Raw genomic sequence first — 22,840 nt, forward strand, 5'->3', positions numbered from 1 at the left:
AGATTTATATTAAATGAGGTGAAATTTTTATTAGTAGAGAGAAGGCGTATTATGAACATAGATTGTGGATTTACAAAAGAAAATGGTTGGTTTAGGTGTAGAGCAGCTGCAATTATTATTGAAGATGGATATATTCTTTTTGCAAAAAACTCCTTAGATAATTACTATTATTCAGTTGGCGGCGGAATTCATTTAGGAGAAAAGGCAGAAGATGCGGTAAAAAGAGAAGTATTAGAAGAAACTGGAGTAAATTATGAAGTTGAAAGACTTGCATTTATACATGAAAATTTTTTTAATGGACAAGGAACCTTAGATGGATTTAAATGCCATGAAGTTACATTTTATTTCTTAATGAAACCAAGAGGAACTAAAAAATTAAATAGTAATAGTTATACTCAAGGTGTTAAAGAATATATGCATTGGATTTTAATAGATGAACTTCATAAATATGTAGCTTATCCAACTTTTTTTAAAGAAAAGCTTCAGAGCATAAATGATGGAATAGAACATATTGTTACATATGAGTACTAATAAATAGTAAAAAAACCTCTGTTTTATTAAACAAGAGGTTTTTTTCTTTAAATAATTAATTCATTTAGAAAACTATTTATTAATACAAGAGCCATTTCCCTTAAAAGCACCCTTACCATTTCCTTTATTTAATTTAAGTCTTATTTTATTATTATTTGAACCATTACCATCACAATTAGCCTGATTAGTTTCTAAGTCTTTAATAATTTTTTCTCCTTCTGCTTTAGTTAAAGTTCCATTAGCTACCTTTTCATTTATTTGTTCTTTTTTAAACTTAATATTTTCTTTCTTAAATTCATTAAGTTTAGAAGCTTCCTTAGCTATAGTTCCATAAGTTTTATTTTTACTTGTATGTTCTTCTATTATACTTTCAGTTGTACGTCCAGTAAGTTCAGAAACTATATCAGCTGGTGAATTATATTTTGAAGATGCAAAAGCTGTTATTGAAGTAATACAAGTACCTGCTATTAATGTACTTGTTAAAAGAATTTTACTTAAATTTTTCATATTAAATTCCTCCTAAAAATTAAATTTTATTTTTTACAATTATAGGATACTAATAGGCTGTGACGAATTTATGTTTTTATTTTTCTTTTTTTATGAAAAAATATTTTATAAAACATAGAAAAAACAAAATTAATAAATATAATTAATTTATAGAGTTATATATTGGGAAAGGGTTGATAGAGTGGAAAATATACTTATTGCAGATGATAATAAGCAAATATCTTCAGTTTTAGGGGAATATTCAAAAAAAGAAGGGTTTAATCCTATTATTGTATATGATGGGGAAGAGGCAATACTTGAATTTAAAAGAAATAAATTTAATATGGTATTGTTAGATGTTATGATGCCAAAAAAAGATGGTTTTGAAGTTTGCAGAGAAATTAGAAAAGATTCAAATGTGCCAATAATTATGATAACTGCAAGAGGAGAAGATTTTGAAAAAATAATGGGACTTGATATAGGTGCTGATGATTATATTGTAAAACCATTTTCTCCAGGAGAAGTTATGGCAAGAGTTAGGGCAATTCTTAGAAGGATAAATAGAAGTTGTGATATTTCAGATATTATATCTATAGATAATCTTACTATTAATACAAGTAACTTCTTAGTTAATATAGATAATAATGAAATATCTCTTACAAAAAAAGAATTTGAAATTTTATTAATGCTTGCAGATAATAAAAATAAAGTTTTTACAAGGGATAATTTATTAAATAGTTTATGGGGATATGAGTATTTGGGAGATACTCGTACTGTTGACTCTCACATAAAAAGACTTAGAGCAAAATTAGATTTATATAATCATGATACTTGGGATATAAAAACCATTTGGGGAATGGGATACAAATTTGAGGTAAATAACCATGAAAAATAAAATTGCAAAAAAGTTAATATTATATTTTTTAATATCATTAACTATATTTTCAGTAATAATAGGAGGAGTGTTCTCTTTTTTATTTAAAAAGCATTCAGTAGGAATTCATAAGAGTGATTTAGAAATGAGAGCTATTCAAATATCAAATACTTTATCAGAATATTGGAATGAATTTGGAGAATATGGACATAAAAAAGGATCAGGTTATGGAGCATATATGAAATTCTTAGGGGATATAGCTATGTCTGATTTTTGGGTAATAGATAAAGATAAACAAATACTAACTTATGGTATAAGAAATAATGATATTTCAAATAATACTTTGCCAAGTGGAGCAGAGATTGGAATAGAGGAAGCTTTTAAAGGAAATATATATTTTAGTGAAGATTTTACTAATTTATTTGGAAGAAAATCAATAATAGTAGCTAACCCAATAAAGAATAGAAATAAAGTAATTGGAGTTGTACTTTTATATTCTCCTATAGATGGAATAGACTTAGCTGTTAAAGAGGGAATAAAAACATTATTTATAAGTATTATAACTGCATTGATTATATCTTGGACAATAGCTATAATATTATCTTTTAAATTTACTAAACCTTTAAAAAAGATAAAAGATACAGCAAAATCTTTATCAAATGGAAACTATAAAGTTAAAACAGAAGTAAATCAAGATGATGAAATTGGGGATCTTGCAAAAACAATAGATTTATTATCAGATAGGTTATATGATGCCTCAAAAGAAAGTGAAAGGTTAGAAAAAATGAGGCGTGATTTTGTGTCTAATATATCTCATGAATTAAGAACTCCAGTAACTGTAATAAGAGGTTCTCTAGAGGCTATATGTGATGGCGTTATTTATAAAGATGAGGAAATAAAAGAATATAATAATCAAATGTTATTAGAAACAATACATCTTCAAAGGCTCGTTAATGATTTATTAGATTTATCAAGGCTACAAAATATAGATTTTAAAATGGATATGGTTGTACTAAATTTTGGAGATATTATTGAGGATGTTATAAGAGGAATGAATAGATTAGCCAAATCAAAAAACATAAAAATAATTAGAAATTATAATGAAGCTAATTTTAAAATAGTTGGTGATTATAATAGATTAAGACAGATGATAATTATTATATTAGATAATGCAATAAAATTTTCAGAAAAAGATTCATCTATATATGTAGAAATTAAAGATTATGATAAATATTTTTCTTTATCTATAATAAATAAAGGAATTGGAATTAAAGAAGAAGAGATACCATATATTTTTGATAGGTTTCATAAAACAAGGATAGAGGAAAATAAAAGTGGAACTGGATTAGGACTTTCAATAGCAAAACAAATAGCAGATAGACATAATATAAAAATAGAAGTTTATAGTGAAATTAATAGTATTACTGAATTTAAGTTTATTATAAATAAGAGTGTTATTATAAATTAAGTGAAATTAACTTATAGTTAAATTTAGCTTATATAAAGTGATGAAGATTCAATTGTAGTTAAATATAGTACTTGATAAAATAATTAATATAAGAAGATTTTGATAATAATATTAAGAAGGTGTAAGTATTAATATGAAAATAAATGAAATTATAAAAGATAGACGAAATATGCAAGGTTTAACCCAAAGAGAAGTTGCTGATTATCTTGGAGTATCCACTCCAGCAGTTAATAAATAGGAAAAGGGTATTAGCTATCCTGACATTACTCTTTTACCACCTTTAGCAAGACTTTTGAAAGTAGATTTAAATACATTACTTTCTTTTAAAGAGGATTTATCAGAAGAAGATATAGGTAAATTTATTAATGAATTAGGAATAATAATTAGTGATGAAGGATTTGATATAGGATTTGAAAAGGCAATGGATAAAATAAATGAATATCCAGTTTGTGATAAACTTATTATAAATGTTGCAATATTATTACAAGGCTCTATGATTATGTTTGATGTAAAAAATAAAGATTTTTATGAAAATCATATAGAAAAATTATTTGGGAAAGTAGTAAAAATTGAAGATATAGAAATCAAAAATCAGGCTATTTCTATATTGATTAATAAGTATTTAGAAAAAAAAGAATATGAAAAGGCACAGCATTGTATTAATAAACTTCCTAATATTACTTACGATAAAAAACAACTACAAGGAAGACTTTACTATAAATCAGGTGAATTTAATAAAGCTTGTGAAATATTTGAAAATAAATTAATTTCAGCTACAAGTGAAATATTTTCAATCTTATTATCTATGATGGAAATAGCATTGAAAGAAAATCGAAATAAGGATGCAAAATATTTTGCTAAGATTTTAGAGAAAACAACAGAATTATACGACTTATGGGAATATAATTCTGTTGTTGGATATTGGCAATTATATACATCACAAAAAGATGTTGATAACTGCATATTAGTATTAAAAAAGATGCTATTAGCAATGAATCAAAAATGGAATATATCGAAATCTACTTTGTATAAACATATAAAGATTAAAGACAATAATGAAGATTTTCATGAAAAATTTGTATCAAATTTTGTAAAAGCACTTAAAAGTGATAGAGATGATGATTTAAAATTTCTTAAAGATAATAAGGAGTTTTTAGATTTACTAAATGAGTACGAATAATATTTATAAATTATTGTAATTTGAATAATGAGAATTGAACATTAAATAATTTAAGTGTATAATGTTAACAATATAGTTTTAGGAGGAAAGTTATGATAACACTTAATATCATTAGAGAAAACAGAATACATCATCATTACTAGAGACTTGATCTGTATAAAATCAGATACAAGTCTATTGCTATTTAGGCTTGTATCTCTAGGTAATGATAAATTAAGTGAAATCATAATTTATTTAAAGCCATGTGGGATATATTCCTACATGGCTTTTACTTTTATAAAAAATAAATATATAGGAGAGAGATAACAATGAAAAGAGATATTACAAAACCAAGTATATTACCTGGGTTCATGGAGTTATTACCAAAGGAGCAAGAGATATTTAATGATATAATATCTAAAATAACAAAGGTATACGAAGAGAATGGATGTTTAGCAATAGATACACCTATAATAGAAAAAGAAGAAGTATTACTTGCAAAGACAGGAGGAGAAACAGAAAAGCAAGTATATACATTTCAGAAAGGGAAAAATAATCTAGCATTAAGATTTGATTTAACGGTGCCATTTGCTAGGTATGTAGCTCAATATTATAATGATTTAACATTTCCATTTAAAAGGTATCAAATAGGAAAAGTATATAGAGGAGAAAGGAATCAAAAAGGTAGGTATAGAGAATTTTATCAATGTGATGTTGATGTTATAGGGAAAGAAAAATTAAGTATATATAATGATGCATGGGTTATACGTTTAGCTTCTAAAGCTTTTAAATCAATAGGATTAACTAATTATAAATTTCAGATAAGTAATAGAAAGATATTAAATGGCATATTAGCTGAATTAGAAATAGATAAATGTAATGAAGTTATTATATTAATAGATAAGTATGACAAGATAGGTAAAGAAGCATTTTCTAAAGAACTAGAAAATCTTATAGGACTTAAAAAAAGCCAATATATTAATAAAGTATTAGGAATAAGAGGTAATAATAAAGAAAGAATAGATACACTTTTAAGACTTAATATTAAAAATAAATATTTTATAGAAGGAATAAAAGAGTTAAAAAAGGTATGTTATATATTAGATATATTAGGAATAAGTGATAAAGAATTTGAAGTAAATTTAAAGATTATAAGAGGTTTAGATTATTATACTGGAACAGTTTTTGAAACTGTATTAATAGGAAATGAAAGTTATGGTTCTATTTGCTCTGGTGGAAGGTATGATAATTTAGCGGAAAATTATACTAATAATATGTTACCTGGAGTTGGTATATCAATAGGGATAACTAAATTATTCTTTATTTTAAAAGAAATAGGATTTATAGATAACTATGAAATAGAAAATAGGTTAGATTATTTAATAATACCTATAGGAGATACAATTGAATATTGTATAGATGTAATGATATCTTTACAGAAAAAAGAGAAAAGAGTTACAGTTTATTTTGAAGAAGACTCATTAAAGAAAAAAATGAATTATGCTAATAAAATAGGTGTTAATAATGTAATATTAATTGGTGAAGAGGAACTAGAAAGTAAATCAATTAAAATAAAAAATATGAATTCAGGTAAAAGTGAAAATATTAAATTTGATTATTAATAATTTTATTATATAAAAAGACTCTATATATAGACCTCTTTACCATTGTCTATATATAGAGCATTTTTATAATTATATGTTATTTTTTCTTCCATGTAAATTGTAATTTAGTAAGAAGTTTACCAGTATTTGTACTTGTAATACTATGAATAGTTGTAATATCTTTATTATCATTATAAATTACTTCAGATGAAATATGTAATGTATCCCCATCAGTAGTTTCCTTTTTAAATAGTACTTTAATATTAAATAACTCGTATTCATTTAAAATAGATCTTGGCAAAGTATCCATTGCCATTTCCATATACCTTACATTATTTACATGTCCATTAGAGTCTATATCACTATATCTAACAGGGTAGTCTTTAATATAATCCTCTTTTTGAATTTTAGGAATATCATCTAAAGCAGGTACTTTATCTAATTCTCCTTCAAGTCCATAGATTTCACTTTGGTCAGGTGATATTTTCATAGGACGTCTTTTTTCAAAATCTATTAATATAGCTGTTGAAACAACTTCACCAATAACCTTTCCTTCAGAATTCTTTATAGTATTTTGTCTATAACCATAAAACTTTTTTGTACCTAATACCTTAGTATCAACAGTTATTATATCTCTAAATTTAGGATATTCATATAGAGTTATATCATACTTTAAAAGCACCCAAATACATTGATTATGAACAAATCCTTCTTTAGTTTCTCCTAAATAATCAGATTGAGAAATAACAACATCCCATAGGTAATCTACTAAAGTTGAGAATTTGCATTTATGATTAAAATCAACATCAAAGATATTTATCTTATAGTTTTTTTCAAAAACATCATTCAATTAGATTGCCTCCTTCTATAAAGTTTTTTATTTATTTCATATTGAATATTATATCATAATTTAAATAAAGATATTATTATATATAAAGTTGGTTTTATTTGACATATAAAAGTTAGAATGCTTTAATGTAATTATTAAAATAGTTTTTAAAACTATTTTAATAAAATTAAAGGAGTGAATTTATATGGCAAATTCAGGAACTATAAAAAATATTAATTTAAATAATATTATAAAAGTATTAAGAGAAAAGGATTCTATTAGCAAAAATGATATAGCTAAATATTTAGGATTAAGTTTTCCAACTGTTAGTAATACAATAGAACATTTAATTGAAAGGAAAGAAGTAATTGAAGTTGGTGTAAAGGATTCCTTAGGAGGAAGGTGTGCGAAAAAATATAGTTTAAATCCAATGTATGCAATGACATTATCATTATATTTAGAGGGACTTAGATTATGCTGGATAGTAAATGATTTTTGTGAAAATAAAATTGAATCTGGGAATATAATTTGTGAAGGTGAAATATTAAATGAACTAGATAAAATAATAGCACTAATAAAACTACGTTATCCTAAGTTAGCCAGTATAATGATTGGAGTTGCAAGTAATGTTAATGATGGGAAAATTATATCAGAAATGGAATACATAGAATTAAAGGATATAGATATAGTTAAATATTTCAAAAGTAAATATAATATTCAAGTAAATATTGAAAATGATATGAATGTTGTTGCTAGAGGTTATTGGGAAAGACATGAAACTAAAGATATAGAAGCAATAGTAAGTATATATATGGGTGAAAATGGAATGGGATCAAGTTTAGTTATTAATGGTAAGGTATGGAGCGGGGTTTCAAATTTTGCAGGTGAAATACATTACCTACCAATATGTGAAGATAACAAAACATATCCTAAAGCTGGGTTTGAAAATGTAGATATGGTTGAATATTATGGAAATATAATACAATCATATATTGCATTAATAAATCCAAGCTTAATAATACTTTACAATAATTCTTACATAGATGATAAATTAGAAGAAATTAAGAGTTATTGCAAAAATAGAGTTCCCAAAAAAGTAATGCCTAAAATTATAAATTCTAATGAATTTAAAGATGATTATGAGTATGGATTAAGTAATATGGCAAATGAACTAATTGTTTAAAAATTAATAATTATAAGAAAGTTGAGTGATTATATGAGATATTTAAATGTTGTATTTGATATTGATGGTACTTTAATAAATTCAGAAAAGGCTGTTTTGAAATCATTGCAGAAAACCATTTTAGAAGTAAAAGGATTAAAAATGAATTTAAAAGATCTTAAATTTTCTCTTGGAATACCAGGGAAAGATGCTTTATTAAAGCTTAATATAGAAAATATAGAAAAAGTAGAGCATATGTGGAATGAATATTTTAATGAATATTTAGATGATATAAAGCTTTTTGATGGAATTAAAGAAACAATACAAAAATTAAAATCTAAGTCTATAAAGTTAGGAATTATAACATCACAGACTAGAAAAGAATATGAGACAATTTTTATGAGATTTAATTTAGATAATTATTTTGATGTAGTGATATGTGCAGATGATACTATTAAACATAAACCAGAAGGTGAGCCAATGGAAAAATATTTAAATCTTGCTAATGCAAAAAGAGAAAAAACGGTGTATATTGGAGATTCAATATATGATATGAAATGTGCAAAAAATGCTGGAGTAGATTCTGTATTAGCTTTATGGGGAAGAGATGACTCAAATATAGAAGCTACATATAAATTAAATTCTCCTAAAGATATTTTAACACTTTTAATATAATAATATTAATTGGAAAGTTATATAAAAAATTATAAGAGTAATAGGCTATTTTACAATATATATCCATAAAGTCCAGATACTTGAACTGTAGAGAAAAGAGGCATAAAATTATTATGTGACTTAATAATTGACTAAGGTAAAATAAAAGGAGTGTTTAGTAATGGAAAATATGTATTGTAATGAGAAGAGGATGGAAGATAAGATTAAAACCTTTTCAAAAATTGGAGATACAGGTAATGGTGGAATCACAAGATATTCCCTGTCAAAGGAGGCAATACTTGCAAGAGAAGAATTTATAAAAAGAATGAAATCTATTGGTGCAAAAATAGAATTAGATGATATGGCAAATATATATGCAACAATAGAAGGAGAAGATTCTAATGCAAAGAGAATTGTTATGGCATCACATTTAGATTCAGTAAAAAATGGTGGAAATTATGATGGAATATTAGGTGTTATTGGAGCTATGGAAGTTTTAGAAACTATAGTAAAAAATAATATAAAGCACAAACATCCAATAACAGCTATGGTATGGACTAATGAAGAAGGTTCATTATATCCACCTGCAATGATGTCCTCTGGAGTACTATGTGGAAAATTTAATAAAGAAAAAATGCTTCAGTCAAAAAGTATATTAGATGGAAAAACTACATTTAAAGATGCTTTAGAAAAAAGTGGATATATAGGCAGTGAAAAGAATAGATTAAATCCTGATAATTATAAATGTATGCTTGAATTTCACATAGAACAAGGCCCGATACTTGAAGCTCACAAAAAGGATATAGGGGTTGTTACTTGTGTACTTGGAATGGTTAATTATAGAATAAAAACTTATGGACAAGCAGATCATGCAGGAACTACACCTATGAAATATAGAAAAGATGCTCTTTATGCAGCTGCACAGGTACTTATACATATTCATAATGAGCTTGATAAACTTGATTCAAATCTTGTATACACAACAGGTGAGATTACTTGTCATCCTTGTGTTCATACAGTAATACCTGACTTTGTTTCCTTTTCATTAGATGTAAGACATGAAGATCCAAAGGTAATAGAAGAAGTAGTTAAGGTAATTAATAATATTCCAAAGGAAGTTTCTAAGTGTAAAGTAGAATGTGAAGTTGCTTGGAAGCGTGATACAGTTTACTTTGATAAAAAATTAGTTAGTTTAGTTAAAGAAAGTGCTGATAACCTTAAAATTTCTAATGAGTACATAAATAGTGGAGCAGGTCATGATGCACAATATGTTGCTAGCATGATTCCTACTGCTATGATATTTGTGCCTTCTAAAGATGGACATAGTCATTGTGAAGAAGAATTTACAAGTGTAAATGAATGTACAAATGGAGCAAGTGTTATGCTTAATACTGTTATGAAAATAGATAAAATATCAGATTGAAATTAAATACATAAGATTTTGGACTTTTTCTTTTATGGAAAAGTCCTTTTAAAGTTAAAAATATAATTTATCTAAATTAAATGGTTATTAAATAACATAATTATTTAAGAAATAAATATTATTAATAAAATATTCAAAAAATAAATATTGACTTAACAAATTCAATATATTATTATCAATGTGATAATGATAATAATTTTCAATAAGAAAGGGAGAAATTTTATGTATTTAATTTATTCATTAATAATAGTCACGGCATTATCATTAATTATGCCAAGATTTATAAAGAAAAATTCAAAAATATTTTATGGATTTGCTACTATTATAGGAATTTTAGTTACTATTTATGAAATATTAAGATTAACAGAAGGGTATAAGTTAGAGGGCTTTATAGGTGCACTTGAAAAGGCATTTATGAAGGGAAATGTTGCAATTGCATTTTTTGTACTAGTTATGTTTGCTGGTGCATTAAATAAAAAATATAGTGTAACAAAAAAATTATTAAGTATTAGAGCAGAACTTGCAATTTTAGGATCTATACTTATAATGCCACACTGTATTATGTATGCAGTTAGATTTATAAATAAATTTATGTCAGGAAAACCAATAGGAGTTCTTTATGTAGTATATTTAATTTTTGGACTTATAGCATTTTTTATACTGATTCCTTTATTTATAACTTCATTTAAAATGATTAGAAGCAAAATGACTTTTAAGAAGTGGAAGAAGGTTCAAAAGTTAGCTTATCCATTTTATTTATTAGTTTATATACATATATTATTAGCTTTATTAAATCATAAAATAGATTTATTAAAAATAGTTACATATACAATTTTATTTGTAGGATATTTTATTTTAAAAATTATCAATGAGAATAAAAATTAATTTCAAAATATTATTAAAGAGAGAAGCAAAAGTAAATGCTTCTCTTTAATTTTTTATTACTGTAAACATATTCTTTAATATGATAAAATTAGTAAATGAGTGGCTTATAAATTAAAATTAGTTTTGATGGGATTGATAATATGTTTAAGAAAAATATGAAAAAATTATTTAAGACATTAATAACTAATCCAATATTAATAATTGTATATTGGATTTTTTTCTATGAGGTTACATCTTTATGTATGTATGGAAGAATGGAAAATAATTTATATATAGCATTAGGCTGTATAGTATTTTTAGTAGTTGCTTTTATGTTTTATATAATTAAAATTGTAAAGAATAGCGAGTTTAAAACCTTTAATTATCCAAGGGCTTGGAAATATATTTCAATTGTACTGATTATTTTTATAACAGTATTTTATGGAATAAAAATTTATAAAAGTGCAACAAACTATAGAGGAAAGCTTGCATGGTATATAGAAGATTTAAAAAATAAAAGGTCAGTAAATTTTGAACATAACAATATATATAAAGATGGTGTTAGTGGAATTTTTGAAGATATAAGCAAAAAATATCCTATGCCAAAAGAACTTTATATTTCAGATAGTTTTACTCTTGATTTTGCTCCAGATGGTACAATAACATCCTTTGATACTTTCCTTTATGGGAAAAATGATAAGGGAAAAGAGGAGACTTATTTAATAAGTTATAATAAAAATAAATCAAAAGATATTACATTATTTCTTAATGGAAATGTAAATGCTAGTTATAACAAAGATAAATTATTACAACCTTTAATTGAAATAGTTAAATCTATTTCAATTAAGAATACTGTTAGTAAATGGAATGAACCTAAGTATGGGTTAGTTTATTATGGAATAAGGGATTTTGGATATAATACAGATGGGATAGTTAATATTTATAAAGATGGACATGGACAAGCTTTGAAAAGTACTAATTCTCAAATAATTGGATATACTGTTTCCATATTTGTACCGGGAAAAGAAGACAAGATTACTCCTGTTAGATATATAATAAGATCACCTAAAGATGTAACTAATTCAAATAAAAATCAAAATGGAGATAGATCGAATAATTCAGAAGGTAACCAACAATCAAAAAATAATAATGAACAATTTTATTTATCAAAGGAAATAGGCTATCGTTTAGATATCACTGGAGCAGCCTTAGGTAGTAGATCTTATTCTTTAAGTAAAACTATTAATGGAGGTAAAAATTGGAATATTATAAATGAGAGTCCATTTGGAAGTAATCTTGGAAATGCAGCAGGTATAACTTTTATAAATGAAAAACTTGGATTTTTATGTTTATCTAAAAGTGGAGGAAGTAGAGGGATTTTATATAGAACGGATAATGGAGGAAAAACCTTTAAAGAAGTAACTTATCCAGAGCATAAAGTAGAAATATCCAAAGATAATTATATGGATGTTTTTGATTTTCCTAAAATGCCTTATGAAAAGAATGGAACTTTAAATATGTTAGTTGGACAAGGTTCAGACGGTGATTATAATGGAAATAGTAAGGCTCTTTATGAATCAAAAGATAAGGGAAAAACATGGAAATATGTAAAGGAAGTTACTAGTTAAAAAAGGGTTATTTATAAATATATAAAGGGTGTGGTTATATGGTTATAGAAGTTAATAAGGAAATATTAGATAAGCTTACTCCAACAGAAATGTCAGTTGTTAATTATATAAATTCAAATTCTAGTAAATTAGCAAACATGTCAATAGTTGATGTAGCTGAAGAATCTTTTACATCACCAGCTACAGTATCAAGAGCTACAAAAAAATGTGGATTTGAAGGATTTTCAGAACTTAGATATAAAGTTTCAGCAAAGGAAGTAAATAATAATGACTCTCGAAAAGTTAATGAAATATTAGGTAAATCCTTAGTTGAGGCAACAAAAACTGTAGAAAATATATCAATAACAAATGTTTTAAAAATAGTTAAATTAATAAAAGATTCTAAAAGAATTTATATTTTAGCTAGAGGACTTACGGAGTTAGTAGCAAAAGAATTTAATTTGAAACTTCAGCTATTAGGGTATAATACTTTTTTAATAGTTGATCCTAATATAATGCTTAAAATATGCAAAACAATAGATAAGGAAAATTTAGTTATAACATTTTCTTTAAGAGAAGGAACAAAAGAAATTATAGAATCAGCAAAAAGTGCAAAAAAAGCTGGAGCAAAAGTTATTACTTGTTGTTGTGTAAGGAAAGGTCAGTTAGAAGAAATATCAGATGTAGCATTAATTGGATACAAACAATCAAGAACAGCAATTAAAGAATTTGAAGTAACTTCAAGATTGCCTTTATATATAATATCAAGAGTAATAATAGATTATTTAATTATATAAAAATAATTTATTTTCATATAATTATAGGTAATTAGTTTACTTAAAGCACTTTGAAAATTAAAAAATTTTAATTTTCAAAGTGCTTTTTTCTTTTCAAATCAAGTAAAATAGGGAGCTTAGAGGGGAACTATTAAAATTTTTATAAAGTTATTTGTGAAAACATTTTCTTTATTTTATTGATAAAATTAAATCATAGAAAAAATAAAGGAGGATATTATGGGAAAAATTTTATCAACAAGAGAAATGTTAAAGAAGGCACAAAGGGAAGGATATGCAGTACCTGCATTTAACATACACAACTTAGAAACACTTCAAGTTGTAGTAGAAACAGCTGCAGAACTTAACTCACCAGTTATTTTGGCAGGTACACCATCAACAATAACTTATGCAGGTGGAGAATATATTGTAGCAATGGCTGAAGTTTCTGCAAAAAAATATAATATTCCAATAGCAATACATTTAGATCACTTTGAAGATAAAGATGCTATAAAGCATTATGTAGATATTGGATTTAATTCAACTATGATAGATGCATCACATGAAAATTATGAAAATAATATAAAAATAGTTAAAGATGTTGTTAGTTATGCTCACAAATATGATGCAACAGTTGAAGCTGAACTTGGAAGATTAGGTGGACAAGAAGATGACTTAGTTGTAAATGAAAAAGATGCAATGTACACTAATCCAGAACAGGCTAAAGATTTTGTAGAAAAAACAGGAATAGATTCTTTGGCAGTTGCAATTGGAACAGCTCATGGTTTATATAAAGGAGAGCCAAAGCTTGATTTTGATAGATTAAAAGAAATAAGAGAAGCTGTTGATGTTCCATTAGTATTACATGGTGCATCAGATGTTCCAGATGAATTAGTAAAGAAGGCAATTTCTCTTGGAATATGTAAAGTAAATGTAGCTACTGATTTAAAAATACCATTTTCAGATGCTGTAAAGAAATACTTTATAGAAAATCCAGAGGCTAATGATCCAAGAAAATATATGACACCAGGAAAGGCAGCTATGAAAGAAATAGTTAAACATAAAATAATGGTATGTGGAAGTAATGGACGAGCATAGTAATATATAATTTTGACAAAATAATAGGGAGGAAAATATATGATATATACACTAACAACAAACCCTGCAATAGACATGAATTGTACAGCAGACAGTTGTGATGCATTTATAGTAAATAGAACTTCAAATTTAAATTATTCACCAAATGGAAAGGGAGTTAATGTATCTCTTATATTAAATCACTATGGTGTAGAAAGTAAAGCTTTAGGTTTTTTTGGAGGATTTACAGGTAAATATATAGTAGATGAATTAGAAAAAAAAGAAATAAGTGTAGGAGCATTTTGGATTGAAGAGAATACCAGAATTAATGTTTTTGTAGATACGAAAGACCATAAGGAATTTAAATATGTTAATAAAGGTCCATTTGTACCTAAAAAAATACAAGAGGAATTATTGTATAATTTAAAAAATATTGATGATTGTAGTTATCTAATAATTAGTGGTAGTCTACCACAAAGTATTAGTGAAGAATATTATGATGAAATACTTAAAATATGTAATGATAGAAAGATTAATGTAATTTTAGATATTAGTTCAGGAAAGCTTAAGGATCTTTTAAAATATAACCCATTACTAATTAAACCTAATGATGAGGAAGTAAAAGATATATTTGGATTTGATATTAATGATGAAGAGGATGCTATAGAGGTATTGAAATATCTTAATGAAAAGGGAGCAGAAAATATACTTTTAACTTTAGGAGAAAAGGGAATGTATTTTTATAATGGAGAAAAAATTTATTATTGCACAGCTCCAAAAATAAAATTATTAAGTTCTGCTTGTGCTGGAGATTCGGCATTAGCTGCATTTTTAAGTGAATGGTTAAAGGGTAATGAAATAGTTTATGCATTAAAAAAGGCATCTGCAACTGGTGCAAATGTAGCTGAATCAAGTGGGCTTGGAAATTTAAATAAAGTAAATGAATATATAAATATGTTAAAAGTTAGGGAGGTATTATAAATGAAAAAAATAATTGCTGTTACAGGATGTCCAACAGGTATAGCACATACGTTTATGGCAGAAGAATCATTAAAAAAAGCAGCTAAGGAAATGGGTGTAGAAATTAAAGTTGAAACAAATGGTGCAATAGGGGTTGAAAATGAACTTACAGAAAAGGATATAAAAGAAGCTATTGGTGTAATAGTAGCGTCAGACAAGGATGCTAGAGTTGATAGATTTGTTGGTAAACCTATTATAGAAACTTCAGTACAAGATGGAATACATAAGCCAAAAGAGTTAATTCAAAATATATTAGATGGTAAAGCTCCTATAAAAAAATCTTTATTTAAGGATAGTGAAAAGGTTTTTAAGAAAGATAATAAGGAAACCATAGAAGGAAAAGAATCAATAGGCAGAAGTTTATATAAACATTTAATGAATGGTGTATCTCATATGTTACCCTTTGTAGTAGCTGGGGGAGTCCTTATTGCAGTATCATTTTTATGGGGAATATTTTCAGCAGATCCAAATTCACCACAATATAATGAAACTGCTGCTATGATTAAAGGTATTGGTGGAACTGCATTTTCTATGATAGTACCTATATTTACAGCATATATTGCATCATCAATTTCTGGTAGACCAGGAATGGTTGCAGGTTTTGTTGGAGGTCTTATAGCTAATGCAACAGGTGCAGGATTTTTAGGTGGAATAATTGCAGGTTTCTTTTCAGGATATCTAGTACTTTGGTTAATAAAGTTATTAAAAGGTCTTCCAAGACAATTTGAAGGTTTAAAATCAATATTTTTATTACCTATATTAGGTATACTTGCTACTGGAGTTTTAATGACACTTCTTGGACAACCAGTCGCTTATGTAAATAATTCAGTAATGGGTTGGCTTTCACAATTAGAATCAGCAAATCCAATACTTTTAGGTGTAGTTATTGGATGTATGTCTGCATTTGACTTCGGAGGACCAGTAAACAAAGCAGCTTATATTACAGGAACAATGCTATTATCACAAGGAAACTATTATTTTATGGCTGGAGTTTCAGCTGCATGTATAACTCCACCACTTGTAATTGCTTTATCAACAACAATATTTAGAAGACAGTTTAATGAAGAAGATAGAGCAGCAGGATTAGTAAATTATATTTTAGGATTTACTCATATAACAGAAGGTGCAATTCCATTTGCTGCTAAAGATCCATTAAGAGTTATTCCTATATTAATGGCTGGATCATCAGTATCTGCAATATTAACTTATTTAATGAAGGTTCAAGTACCAGCACCTCATGGAGGATTTTTAATATTACCATTAGTAGATAAGGCATTTATATGGGTTGGTTGTATTTTAATTGGATCATTAGTTGGAGCAGTTTTATATGGGGTATATAAAACAAAAGAAAATAAAAAATTAGCTTAAATTAAAGGGGAGAATATTTATGGAATTAAATGAATTAATTAAGGAAAGTACAATAAAATTAAGTTTAGATTCTACTGATAAAAACTCTGTTATAGATGAAATGATAGATATTTTAGACAAAGATGGAGTTTTAAAAGATAAGGCTAAGTTTAAAGAGGATATATTAAAAAGAGAAGCTTTAAATAATACAGGCATAGGTTTTGAAATAGCTATTCCTCATGCAAAATCTGTAGAGGTAAAAGAACCAAGAATAGCTATTGGAATAACTAAATCAGGAATTGATTATGGATCAATAGATGGTAAAGATATAAAAATAATATTTATGATAGCAGTAAATGATGAACAAAGTGATTTACACTTAAAGGCATTAGCAAATATTTCAAGAAAATTAATGCATGAAGATTTTAGAAATAATTTATTAAATGCAACATCAAAAGAAGCGGTATTAGAAATGTTTTCTTTTTAAATACTAGTATCTAATTAAATATTAAAAATATAAATTTCAAAGCATAGTATCAAAGATTTTGTGTGAATTTTAATGGTATAATTTAATAAAGTAGTTATTTCACCCTATATAAAATATGAAAGGGATGTTAATTAAAATGAATACTTATGATAAGACCATTTCATTTTGGAATAATATATTTAATAAAAATGTGCCAAAAGAGTATATAAAATCTATAAAGATGAATGAAAGCTTAGAAAATGCAATTTATTGGCTTTCAGATAATTCAAGGAGTATTTTAGATTACGGATGTGGTAGTGGTACTATGCTGTTGAAATGTGCTTTAAATAATAATGTAGTTAAGTGTGTAGGTATTGACATTTCAAAGGAAGCAATAAAATTATGTGAAAAAACAGCAAATTTAAATAATTTAGAAGGTAAAGCTAAGTTTTATTGTGGAGAAATAGAATTATTAGGAGAACTTTCAGAAAATTCATTTGATGGAGCTATATTATCTAATATTATTGATAATGTTACACCTGATGATGCTATAAATATTATAAAAAATATTAAAAGAATAGTAATTCCTAATGGCAAAATATTAATAAAATTAAACCCATATTTAGATAATGAAATCTTGAAAGAATATGGATTACAATTAATAGATAATAATTTTTATATTGAAAAGGATGGAATATATTTAAGAAATTTAACAACAAATGAATGGACAGAACTAATTAATAAGTTCTTTTATATTCAGGAATTTAAAGAAATATATTTTGAAAAGTTTGGTCAGTATAACAGACTATTTCTTTTAATTAATAACAAATAATAAGTATTTAATTATTTTAGGTAAGTATTGATTTTATACAGTTTTTTATACTTACTTAAAGTACAGACTTAAATATAAAAAAATCAAAATAATAAGCCATAAAAATTTATAATTAAGGCTATTATTTTGATTTTTTATTTATAAGTATAATTTAATTCTACTGATTAACTTGATGCATATGTAAATCCATTTGTGGATAAGGAATTGAAATACCTTCATTATCAAATTTTAATTTAACCTCTTCTAAAAGATCAAAATGAACTTGCCAGTAATCTTCATTTTTGCACCAAACTCTAACAATGAAATTAATAGAACTTGCTGCATGTTCATTAAGTGCTATAAAAGATTCAGGCTCCTTTAAAATTAAAGGATGTCTGTTAATTATATCAGTTAAAATATTCTTTACTTTTATAACCTCTTCATCATATCCAACACTAAATGTTAAATCTACTCTTCTTAATGGTTTTGAAGAATAATTTATTAAACTTCCATTTGCTAAAGCACCATTTGGAATCATTATTTCTTTATTATCTGTTGTAACTAAATGAGAATAAAAAATTCCTATCTTTTCTACCTTTCCTTGATAAGATGAAGTTTCTATGTAATCTCCAACCTTAAAAGGTCTAATTAACAATATTATTACGCCACCTGCAAAATTTGAAAGACTTCCTTGAAGAGCTAGTCCAACTGCTAAACCAGCAGAGGCAAGTAAAGCTGCAAATCCAGCTGTAGGAATACCAACAAAACCCATAAATGCTATTACTAATAAAATTTTAAGAGATATATCAGCAAATGCGTGGAAAAATGATACTAATGTTAAATCTACATTTTGTGTTTTTAATAATGAATTTAAAGTTTTTAAAACTTTATTTATTACTTTAAAACCTATCCAAAGACCTATTAGTCCAAGAACTAATTTCAAACCACTAGTTGAAATCCAATTTAATATTTTGTCGAAAATAGTTGTTATGTCCAAATTTTATCAATCCTTTATAATTAATTTATTATGTAATTATAAATTGATATATTACTTTAATCAATAAAAGTAATTTAAATTTAATAATATTAAATTCTATTGTATTTTTAAAATCATATTAAATAGAGTATACTAAAAAATATTGAAAATAAAGACTTAACAAGATATAATAGTTCATGTAAATAAATTAGAGACAGTTCGTAAGCCTCCTGTCTTTAAACAAAACTAAGGCATTTTCTAATATAGTAAATTAGAGGATGACTTTTGTCGTCCTTTTTTATTTGTATTAGTTTTTGTGCCATACAAAAAGGAGAAGAAAATATGGACATGCAAAGGTACAGTAAAATATTAGGTAAAAACAAGAGAGAAATGGTAATGCTTAAAGGATTTCCATGTAAGTGGGGAAGATGTAAATTTTGTGATTACATTCATGATAACTCCAACAATGAAAAAGAAATAATTGCGTTTAATAAAAAGGTATTAAAAGAAGTAACAGGAGAATTAGGAGTATTAGATGTAATTAATTCAGGAAGTATTTTTGAATTGCCACAGGAAACTTTAAAAGACATTAAGGAGATTATTGTAAATAAAAATATAAAAGAATTATTTGTAGAATGTCATTGGCTTTATAAAGATAGATTAGATGAAATTAGAGAATTCTTTAATATTAAAGTTATATTTAGATGTGGTATAGAAACCTTTGATAATGATTTTAGAAACAAGGTGTTAAATAAAGGAGCTGGATTTAAATCTTATGAAGAGGTAAATAAGTATTTTAACTCTATATGTCTTTTAGTTGGAATAAAAGGACAAACTAGAGAAATGATAGATAGAGATATTTTTATATTAGAAAATTATTTTGAAAGAGGTTGTGTTAACGTATATGTAGAAAACTCAACTAATATTAAAAGGGACGAGGAATTAGTTAAATGGTTTATTAATAAATACAAGTATTTAGAAGAAAATGAAAATATAGAAGTTTTAATAAACAATACAGACTTAGGAGTTGGGAGTGAATTAGATGCTTAAAAGCAATTCATTAAATACATTTGTAAAGTTATCTTTAGTAGCAGCTCTTTATGTAGTAATAACTTTTGCTATTGCACCAATAAGCTATGGAGTAGTTCAAGTTAGATTATCAGAGGTATTAGTTTTATTAGCTTTTTATGATAAACGATATATTTTTAGTTTAACTATAGGTTGTCTTATAGCAAATTTTTTAAGCCCTTTAGGAATGGTTGATATAGTTGTTGGAACTCTTGGAACATTTTTTTCAGTTTATGCTATAAGCAAAAGTAAAAATTTATTTGTTGCTACTTTATGGCCTACAATATTTTGTTTGCCTGTAGTTTTTATAATGCATATATTAATTGGATTACCTTTTTTTATATATTTATTTGGCTTTATGGCAGGAGAATTTATATCAGTAACTGTAATAGGATATCCATTATTTAAGTTTTTAAGTGAAAAGAATAAATTTATGAATGTTATATGTTTAGATTAAAGGTGTGCAAAATGCACACCTTTATTTTATAAAGTTAAATTAGTTGAAGTTTTATAAATTTATATATTATAATCTAATAAAATTAGTAGTATGAAAAAGTTAATTCATAATTTAAGGAGATGTTATAATGTCTAGTTTTATTGATGATAAATTAATTTACAATGTAACTCTAGTATCTGTTTATGAAAATATGACAAAAATATTTAAGAAAATTTCTCATTGGGATAGTTTGGACATAAATATCAATACTTTAGTAAATACAGAAAAAATAACGAAATTAGTAAAAGAAACACAAAATAAAACAGATGTTTTTCTAAGTAGAGGAGCTACTACCAAATTTATAAGAGGAATTACTGATGTACCTGTTGTTAATATTAGTATAACAACTTATGATCTAATAAAATGTATTTATAAGGCCATGCAAATTAGCAAAAAAATAGGAATATTGTATTACTATGAAGATATATATGAATTTAAAGAAATAGAAAATATGTTTAATATAAAATTAGTTTATTGTAGTTATAAAAATATAGATGAAATTGAAGAAAAAATAGATGAATTAACAGATAAAGGAATTGATATTATAATAGGTGGAGGACTAACTCCTTTTTATTTAAAGAGAAGGAATATAAAAAGTATACTTTTAGAATCAAGTAAGGAATCTATAGAAAATTCCTTAAGAGAATGTTTAAATATAGCAAATATTAGATATAAAGAGATAGAAAAAAATGCAAAATTAAAAACTATATTAAATTCAATAAAAGAAGGAATAATTGTAACTGACAAAAACAATATAATAACTTTATATAATAAATCAGCAGAAGAAATATTAAAAATAAAAGAGAAAGATGCTTTAAGTAATGAAATAACAAAAATAATTCCAAATACTCGTATGCATAGAATTAATGAGAGTGGTGAAACTGAAATTGGAGAACTTCAAGATGTTAATGGAGTTATTATTGCAGCAAATAGGGTTCCTATAAAAATAGATGACAAAATAATTGGTGTTGTAAGTTCTTTTAATGCAAGTTCTAATATAGAAAAGATAGAAAATAAATTAAGAAAAAGAGCCCATTTAAAAGGTTTAATTGCAAAATATAATTTTAAGGATATATTAACCTGTGATGAAAAGGTAATTTCATTAAAAGAAAAAGCAAAGCTTTATTCAATGACAGATGGAACTATATTAATTGAAGGAGAATCTGGAACTGGAAAGGAACTTTTTGCACAAAGTATACATAACAATAGTTTAAGAAAAAATTATCCTTTTGTTGCAGTAAATTGTGGGGCTATACCTGAACAATTATTAGAAAGTGAATTATTTGGATATGAAGGTGGCGCTTTTACTGGAGCAAATAAAGATGGAAAAATGGGACTATTTGAACTTGCACATAAAGGTACTATATTTTTAGATGAAATAGGAGAAATGCCAAAAGCACTTCAAGCTAGACTTTTAAGGGTTATACAAGAAAAAGAGGTTATGAGAGTTGGAGGCACAAGTGTAATACCAATTGATATTAGAATAATATGTGCAACAAATAAAGATTTAATGCAAAGTGTACTAGATGGAAATTTTAGAGAAGATTTATATTATAGATTAAATGTATTTAATTTAAAAATACCTCCACTTAGAGAAAGAAAAAAAGATATTAGTTTAATAGGTAAAGCATTTTTAATTAAATATACTAAGAATTCTAATTTAAATGAGAAATTGGCTTATAAATTAGAATATTTATCTAAAAATTATAATTGGCCAGGTAATATAAGAGAACTTGATAATATTATTAGAAGAATTGCACTTCTTCAAAATATAAAAGACATTGATTTTAAAAATATTAATTCAATAATAGATGTTAATGATAAAAAAAACGATGAATATATAAATCTAAGTATAAATATAAACGAATCATTAAAAAATATAGTTGATAAAGTAGAATTTAATATTATAGATTATATGTTAAAAGAAGGATATGATATGGATGATATATTAGAAAAACTTAAAATCAGTAGGGCTACATATATGAGAAAGAAAAGTCTTAAAAAAGAGATATAAGTATCAAAATTTATACTTATATCTCTTTTTTAAAAGAAATTTTTTAAATATAATTAAAGTATTTTTAAAGCTCCTATTTATATAGAAAAACTATATAAATAGGGGCTTTTAGACATATTATAAGGTAATTT

23 protein-coding genes are annotated in these 22,840 nt (G+C 25.4%); 20 read left to right on the plus strand and 3 right to left on the minus strand.

The window, feature by feature from the left end; translation table 11 throughout:
* The first annotated feature begins 51 nt into the window (after positions 1-51).
* On the plus strand, positions 52-531 hold the full coding sequence (locus J2S18_RS04560) for an NUDIX hydrolase (protein WP_307483825.1): 480 nt from the start codon (positions 52-54) through the stop codon (positions 529-531).
* A 72-nt stretch (positions 532-603) separates the two neighbouring features.
* Here J2S18_RS04560 and J2S18_RS04565 read toward each other — a convergent pair whose 3' ends face one another.
* Positions 604-1,038, minus strand: coding sequence for a hypothetical protein (locus J2S18_RS04565; RefSeq protein WP_307483828.1), 435 nt, complete (start codon positions 1,036-1,038; stop codon positions 604-606).
* A gap of 181 nt (positions 1,039-1,219) precedes the next feature.
* On the opposite strand from J2S18_RS04565, the gene J2S18_RS04570 reads away from it, so the two are divergent.
* From J2S18_RS04570 to hisS, 5 genes are all read left to right on the plus strand, one after another.
* Complete coding sequence (locus tag J2S18_RS04570; RefSeq protein WP_307483831.1) at positions 1,220-1,912, plus strand: response regulator transcription factor; 693 nt, start codon at positions 1,220-1,222, stop codon at positions 1,910-1,912.
* Positions 1,902-3,359 (plus strand): sensor histidine kinase, encoded by a 1,458-nt coding sequence (locus J2S18_RS04575; RefSeq protein WP_307483834.1) that lies wholly within the window; start codon positions 1,902-1,904, stop codon positions 3,357-3,359. The genes J2S18_RS04570 and J2S18_RS04575 overlap by 11 nt, the downstream gene beginning before the upstream one ends.
* 133 nt (positions 3,360-3,492) lie before the next feature.
* Positions 3,493-3,597 (plus strand): helix-turn-helix domain-containing protein, encoded by a 105-nt coding sequence (locus tag J2S18_RS04580; protein WP_307483837.1) that lies wholly within the window; start codon positions 3,493-3,495, stop codon positions 3,595-3,597.
* Positions 3,598-3,651: 54 nt separating this feature from the next.
* The gene (locus J2S18_RS04585; RefSeq protein WP_307483840.1) at positions 3,652-4,539 is read left to right on the plus strand and encodes a tetratricopeptide repeat protein; all 888 of its coding nucleotides are present in this window, start codon (positions 3,652-3,654) and stop codon (positions 4,537-4,539) included.
* Between the two features lie 308 nt (positions 4,540-4,847).
* Positions 4,848-6,140, plus strand: a complete 1,293-nt coding sequence (hisS, locus tag J2S18_RS04590; protein ID WP_307483843.1) for a histidine--tRNA ligase — start codon at positions 4,848-4,850, stop codon at positions 6,138-6,140.
* A 79-nt stretch (positions 6,141-6,219) separates the two neighbouring features.
* On the opposite strand, the gene J2S18_RS04595 is transcribed toward hisS, so the two are convergent.
* Positions 6,220-6,972, minus strand: coding sequence for an acyl-[acyl-carrier-protein] thioesterase (locus tag J2S18_RS04595; RefSeq protein WP_307483846.1), 753 nt, complete (start codon positions 6,970-6,972; stop codon positions 6,220-6,222).
* Between the two features lie 184 nt (positions 6,973-7,156).
* Between J2S18_RS04595 and J2S18_RS04600 the strand changes: the two genes are divergently transcribed.
* The 11 genes from J2S18_RS04600 (at position 7,157) to J2S18_RS04650 (ending at position 18,176) form a co-directional block, all read left to right on the plus strand.
* Positions 7,157-8,134: an ROK family transcriptional regulator gene (locus J2S18_RS04600; RefSeq protein WP_307483849.1), complete on the plus strand. Its 978-nt coding sequence runs from the start codon at positions 7,157-7,159 to the stop codon at positions 8,132-8,134.
* Positions 8,135-8,167: 33 nt separating this feature from the next.
* Positions 8,168-8,788, plus strand: coding sequence for an HAD family hydrolase (locus J2S18_RS04605; RefSeq protein WP_307483852.1), 621 nt, complete (start codon positions 8,168-8,170; stop codon positions 8,786-8,788).
* A gap of 160 nt (positions 8,789-8,948) precedes the next feature.
* Positions 8,949-10,190 carry a Zn-dependent hydrolase gene (locus tag J2S18_RS04610; protein ID WP_370873756.1) on the plus strand — a complete coding sequence of 414 codons (1,242 nt, stop codon included), beginning with the start codon at positions 8,949-8,951 and terminating at the stop codon, positions 10,188-10,190.
* 222 nt (positions 10,191-10,412) lie between these two features.
* On the plus strand, positions 10,413-11,075 hold the full coding sequence (locus J2S18_RS04615) for a ferric reductase-like transmembrane domain-containing protein (protein WP_307483854.1): 663 nt from the start codon (positions 10,413-10,415) through the stop codon (positions 11,073-11,075).
* 140 nt (positions 11,076-11,215) lie between these two features.
* Entirely contained in the window at positions 11,216-12,682 is a 1,467-nt protein-coding gene (locus J2S18_RS04620) for a WD40/YVTN/BNR-like repeat-containing protein (RefSeq protein ID WP_307483857.1), read from the plus strand.
* A gap of 38 nt (positions 12,683-12,720) precedes the next feature.
* Positions 12,721-13,458: a MurR/RpiR family transcriptional regulator gene (locus tag J2S18_RS04625; RefSeq protein ID WP_307483860.1), complete on the plus strand. Its 738-nt coding sequence runs from the start codon at positions 12,721-12,723 to the stop codon at positions 13,456-13,458.
* Positions 13,459-13,674: 216 nt separating this feature from the next.
* Positions 13,675-14,532, plus strand: coding sequence for a tagatose bisphosphate family class II aldolase (locus tag J2S18_RS04630; protein WP_307483864.1), 858 nt, complete (start codon positions 13,675-13,677; stop codon positions 14,530-14,532).
* A gap of 39 nt (positions 14,533-14,571) precedes the next feature.
* Entirely contained in the window at positions 14,572-15,492 is a 921-nt protein-coding gene (gene pfkB, locus J2S18_RS04635; RefSeq protein WP_307483867.1) for a 1-phosphofructokinase, read from the plus strand.
* On the plus strand, positions 15,493-16,899 hold the full coding sequence (locus J2S18_RS04640) for a PTS fructose transporter subunit IIC (protein ID WP_307483869.1): 1,407 nt from the start codon (positions 15,493-15,495) through the stop codon (positions 16,897-16,899). It begins immediately after the preceding gene.
* A 19-nt stretch (positions 16,900-16,918) separates the two neighbouring features.
* On the plus strand, positions 16,919-17,365 hold the full coding sequence (locus tag J2S18_RS04645; RefSeq protein ID WP_307483871.1) for a PTS sugar transporter subunit IIA: 447 nt from the start codon (positions 16,919-16,921) through the stop codon (positions 17,363-17,365).
* A 136-nt stretch (positions 17,366-17,501) separates the two neighbouring features.
* On the plus strand, positions 17,502-18,176 hold the full coding sequence (locus tag J2S18_RS04650) for a class I SAM-dependent methyltransferase (RefSeq protein ID WP_307483873.1): 675 nt from the start codon (positions 17,502-17,504) through the stop codon (positions 18,174-18,176).
* Positions 18,177-18,333: 157 nt separating this feature from the next.
* On the opposite strand, the gene J2S18_RS04655 is transcribed toward J2S18_RS04650, so the two are convergent.
* Positions 18,334-19,152 (minus strand): mechanosensitive ion channel family protein, encoded by an 819-nt coding sequence (locus tag J2S18_RS04655; RefSeq protein WP_307483876.1) that lies wholly within the window; start codon positions 19,150-19,152, stop codon positions 18,334-18,336.
* 327 nt (positions 19,153-19,479) lie between these two features.
* Here J2S18_RS04655 and J2S18_RS04660 point away from each other — a divergent pair, with 327 nt between their 5' ends.
* The 3 genes from J2S18_RS04660 (at position 19,480) to J2S18_RS04670 (ending at position 22,709) form a co-directional block, all read left to right on the plus strand.
* Complete coding sequence (locus J2S18_RS04660; protein WP_307484629.1) at positions 19,480-20,181, plus strand: radical SAM protein; 702 nt, start codon at positions 19,480-19,482, stop codon at positions 20,179-20,181.
* On the plus strand, positions 20,174-20,656 hold the full coding sequence (locus J2S18_RS04665; RefSeq protein ID WP_307483879.1) for a QueT transporter family protein: 483 nt from the start codon (positions 20,174-20,176) through the stop codon (positions 20,654-20,656). The genes J2S18_RS04660 and J2S18_RS04665 overlap by 8 nt, the downstream gene beginning before the upstream one ends.
* 127 nt (positions 20,657-20,783) lie before the next feature.
* Positions 20,784-22,709, plus strand: a complete 1,926-nt coding sequence (locus J2S18_RS04670; protein WP_307483882.1) for a sigma 54-interacting transcriptional regulator — start codon at positions 20,784-20,786, stop codon at positions 22,707-22,709.
* Positions 22,710-22,840: the final 131 nt, after the last annotated feature.

The organism is Eubacterium multiforme, from assembly GCF_030813415.1.
GTDB lineage: Bacteria > Bacillota > Clostridia > Clostridiales > Clostridiaceae > Clostridium > Clostridium multiforme.

Coding starts and splice junctions, on each gene's coding strand:
- J2S18_RS04560 (WP_307483825.1), top strand. CDS start 52: ATGAACATAGATTGTGGATTTACAAAAGAAAATGGTTGGTTTAGGTGT.
- J2S18_RS04565 (WP_307483828.1), bottom strand. CDS start 1,038: ATGAAAAATTTAAGTAAAATTCTTTTAACAAGTACATTAATAGCAGGT.
- J2S18_RS04575 (WP_307483834.1), top strand. CDS start 1,902: ATGAAAAATAAAATTGCAAAAAAGTTAATATTATATTTTTTAATATCA.
- J2S18_RS04580 (WP_307483837.1), top strand. CDS start 3,493: ATGAAAATAAATGAAATTATAAAAGATAGACGAAATATGCAAGGTTTA.
- hisS (WP_307483843.1), top strand. CDS start 4,848: ATGAAAAGAGATATTACAAAACCAAGTATATTACCTGGGTTCATGGAG.
- J2S18_RS04600 (WP_307483849.1), top strand. CDS start 7,157: ATGGCAAATTCAGGAACTATAAAAAATATTAATTTAAATAATATTATA.
- J2S18_RS04605 (WP_307483852.1), top strand. CDS start 8,168: ATGAGATATTTAAATGTTGTATTTGATATTGATGGTACTTTAATAAAT.
- J2S18_RS04610 (WP_370873756.1), top strand. CDS start 8,949: ATGGAAAATATGTATTGTAATGAGAAGAGGATGGAAGATAAGATTAAA.
- J2S18_RS04615 (WP_307483854.1), top strand. CDS start 10,413: ATGTATTTAATTTATTCATTAATAATAGTCACGGCATTATCATTAATT.
- J2S18_RS04620 (WP_307483857.1), top strand. CDS start 11,216: ATGTTTAAGAAAAATATGAAAAAATTATTTAAGACATTAATAACTAAT.
- J2S18_RS04625 (WP_307483860.1), top strand. CDS start 12,721: ATGGTTATAGAAGTTAATAAGGAAATATTAGATAAGCTTACTCCAACA.
- J2S18_RS04630 (WP_307483864.1), top strand. CDS start 13,675: ATGGGAAAAATTTTATCAACAAGAGAAATGTTAAAGAAGGCACAAAGG.
- pfkB (WP_307483867.1), top strand. CDS start 14,572: ATGATATATACACTAACAACAAACCCTGCAATAGACATGAATTGTACA.
- J2S18_RS04640 (WP_307483869.1), top strand. CDS start 15,493: ATGAAAAAAATAATTGCTGTTACAGGATGTCCAACAGGTATAGCACAT.
- J2S18_RS04645 (WP_307483871.1), top strand. CDS start 16,919: ATGGAATTAAATGAATTAATTAAGGAAAGTACAATAAAATTAAGTTTA.
- J2S18_RS04650 (WP_307483873.1), top strand. CDS start 17,502: ATGAATACTTATGATAAGACCATTTCATTTTGGAATAATATATTTAAT.
- J2S18_RS04660 (WP_307484629.1), top strand. CDS start 19,480: ATGCAAAGGTACAGTAAAATATTAGGTAAAAACAAGAGAGAAATGGTA.
- J2S18_RS04665 (WP_307483879.1), top strand. CDS start 20,174: ATGCTTAAAAGCAATTCATTAAATACATTTGTAAAGTTATCTTTAGTA.
- J2S18_RS04670 (WP_307483882.1), top strand. CDS start 20,784: ATGTCTAGTTTTATTGATGATAAATTAATTTACAATGTAACTCTAGTA.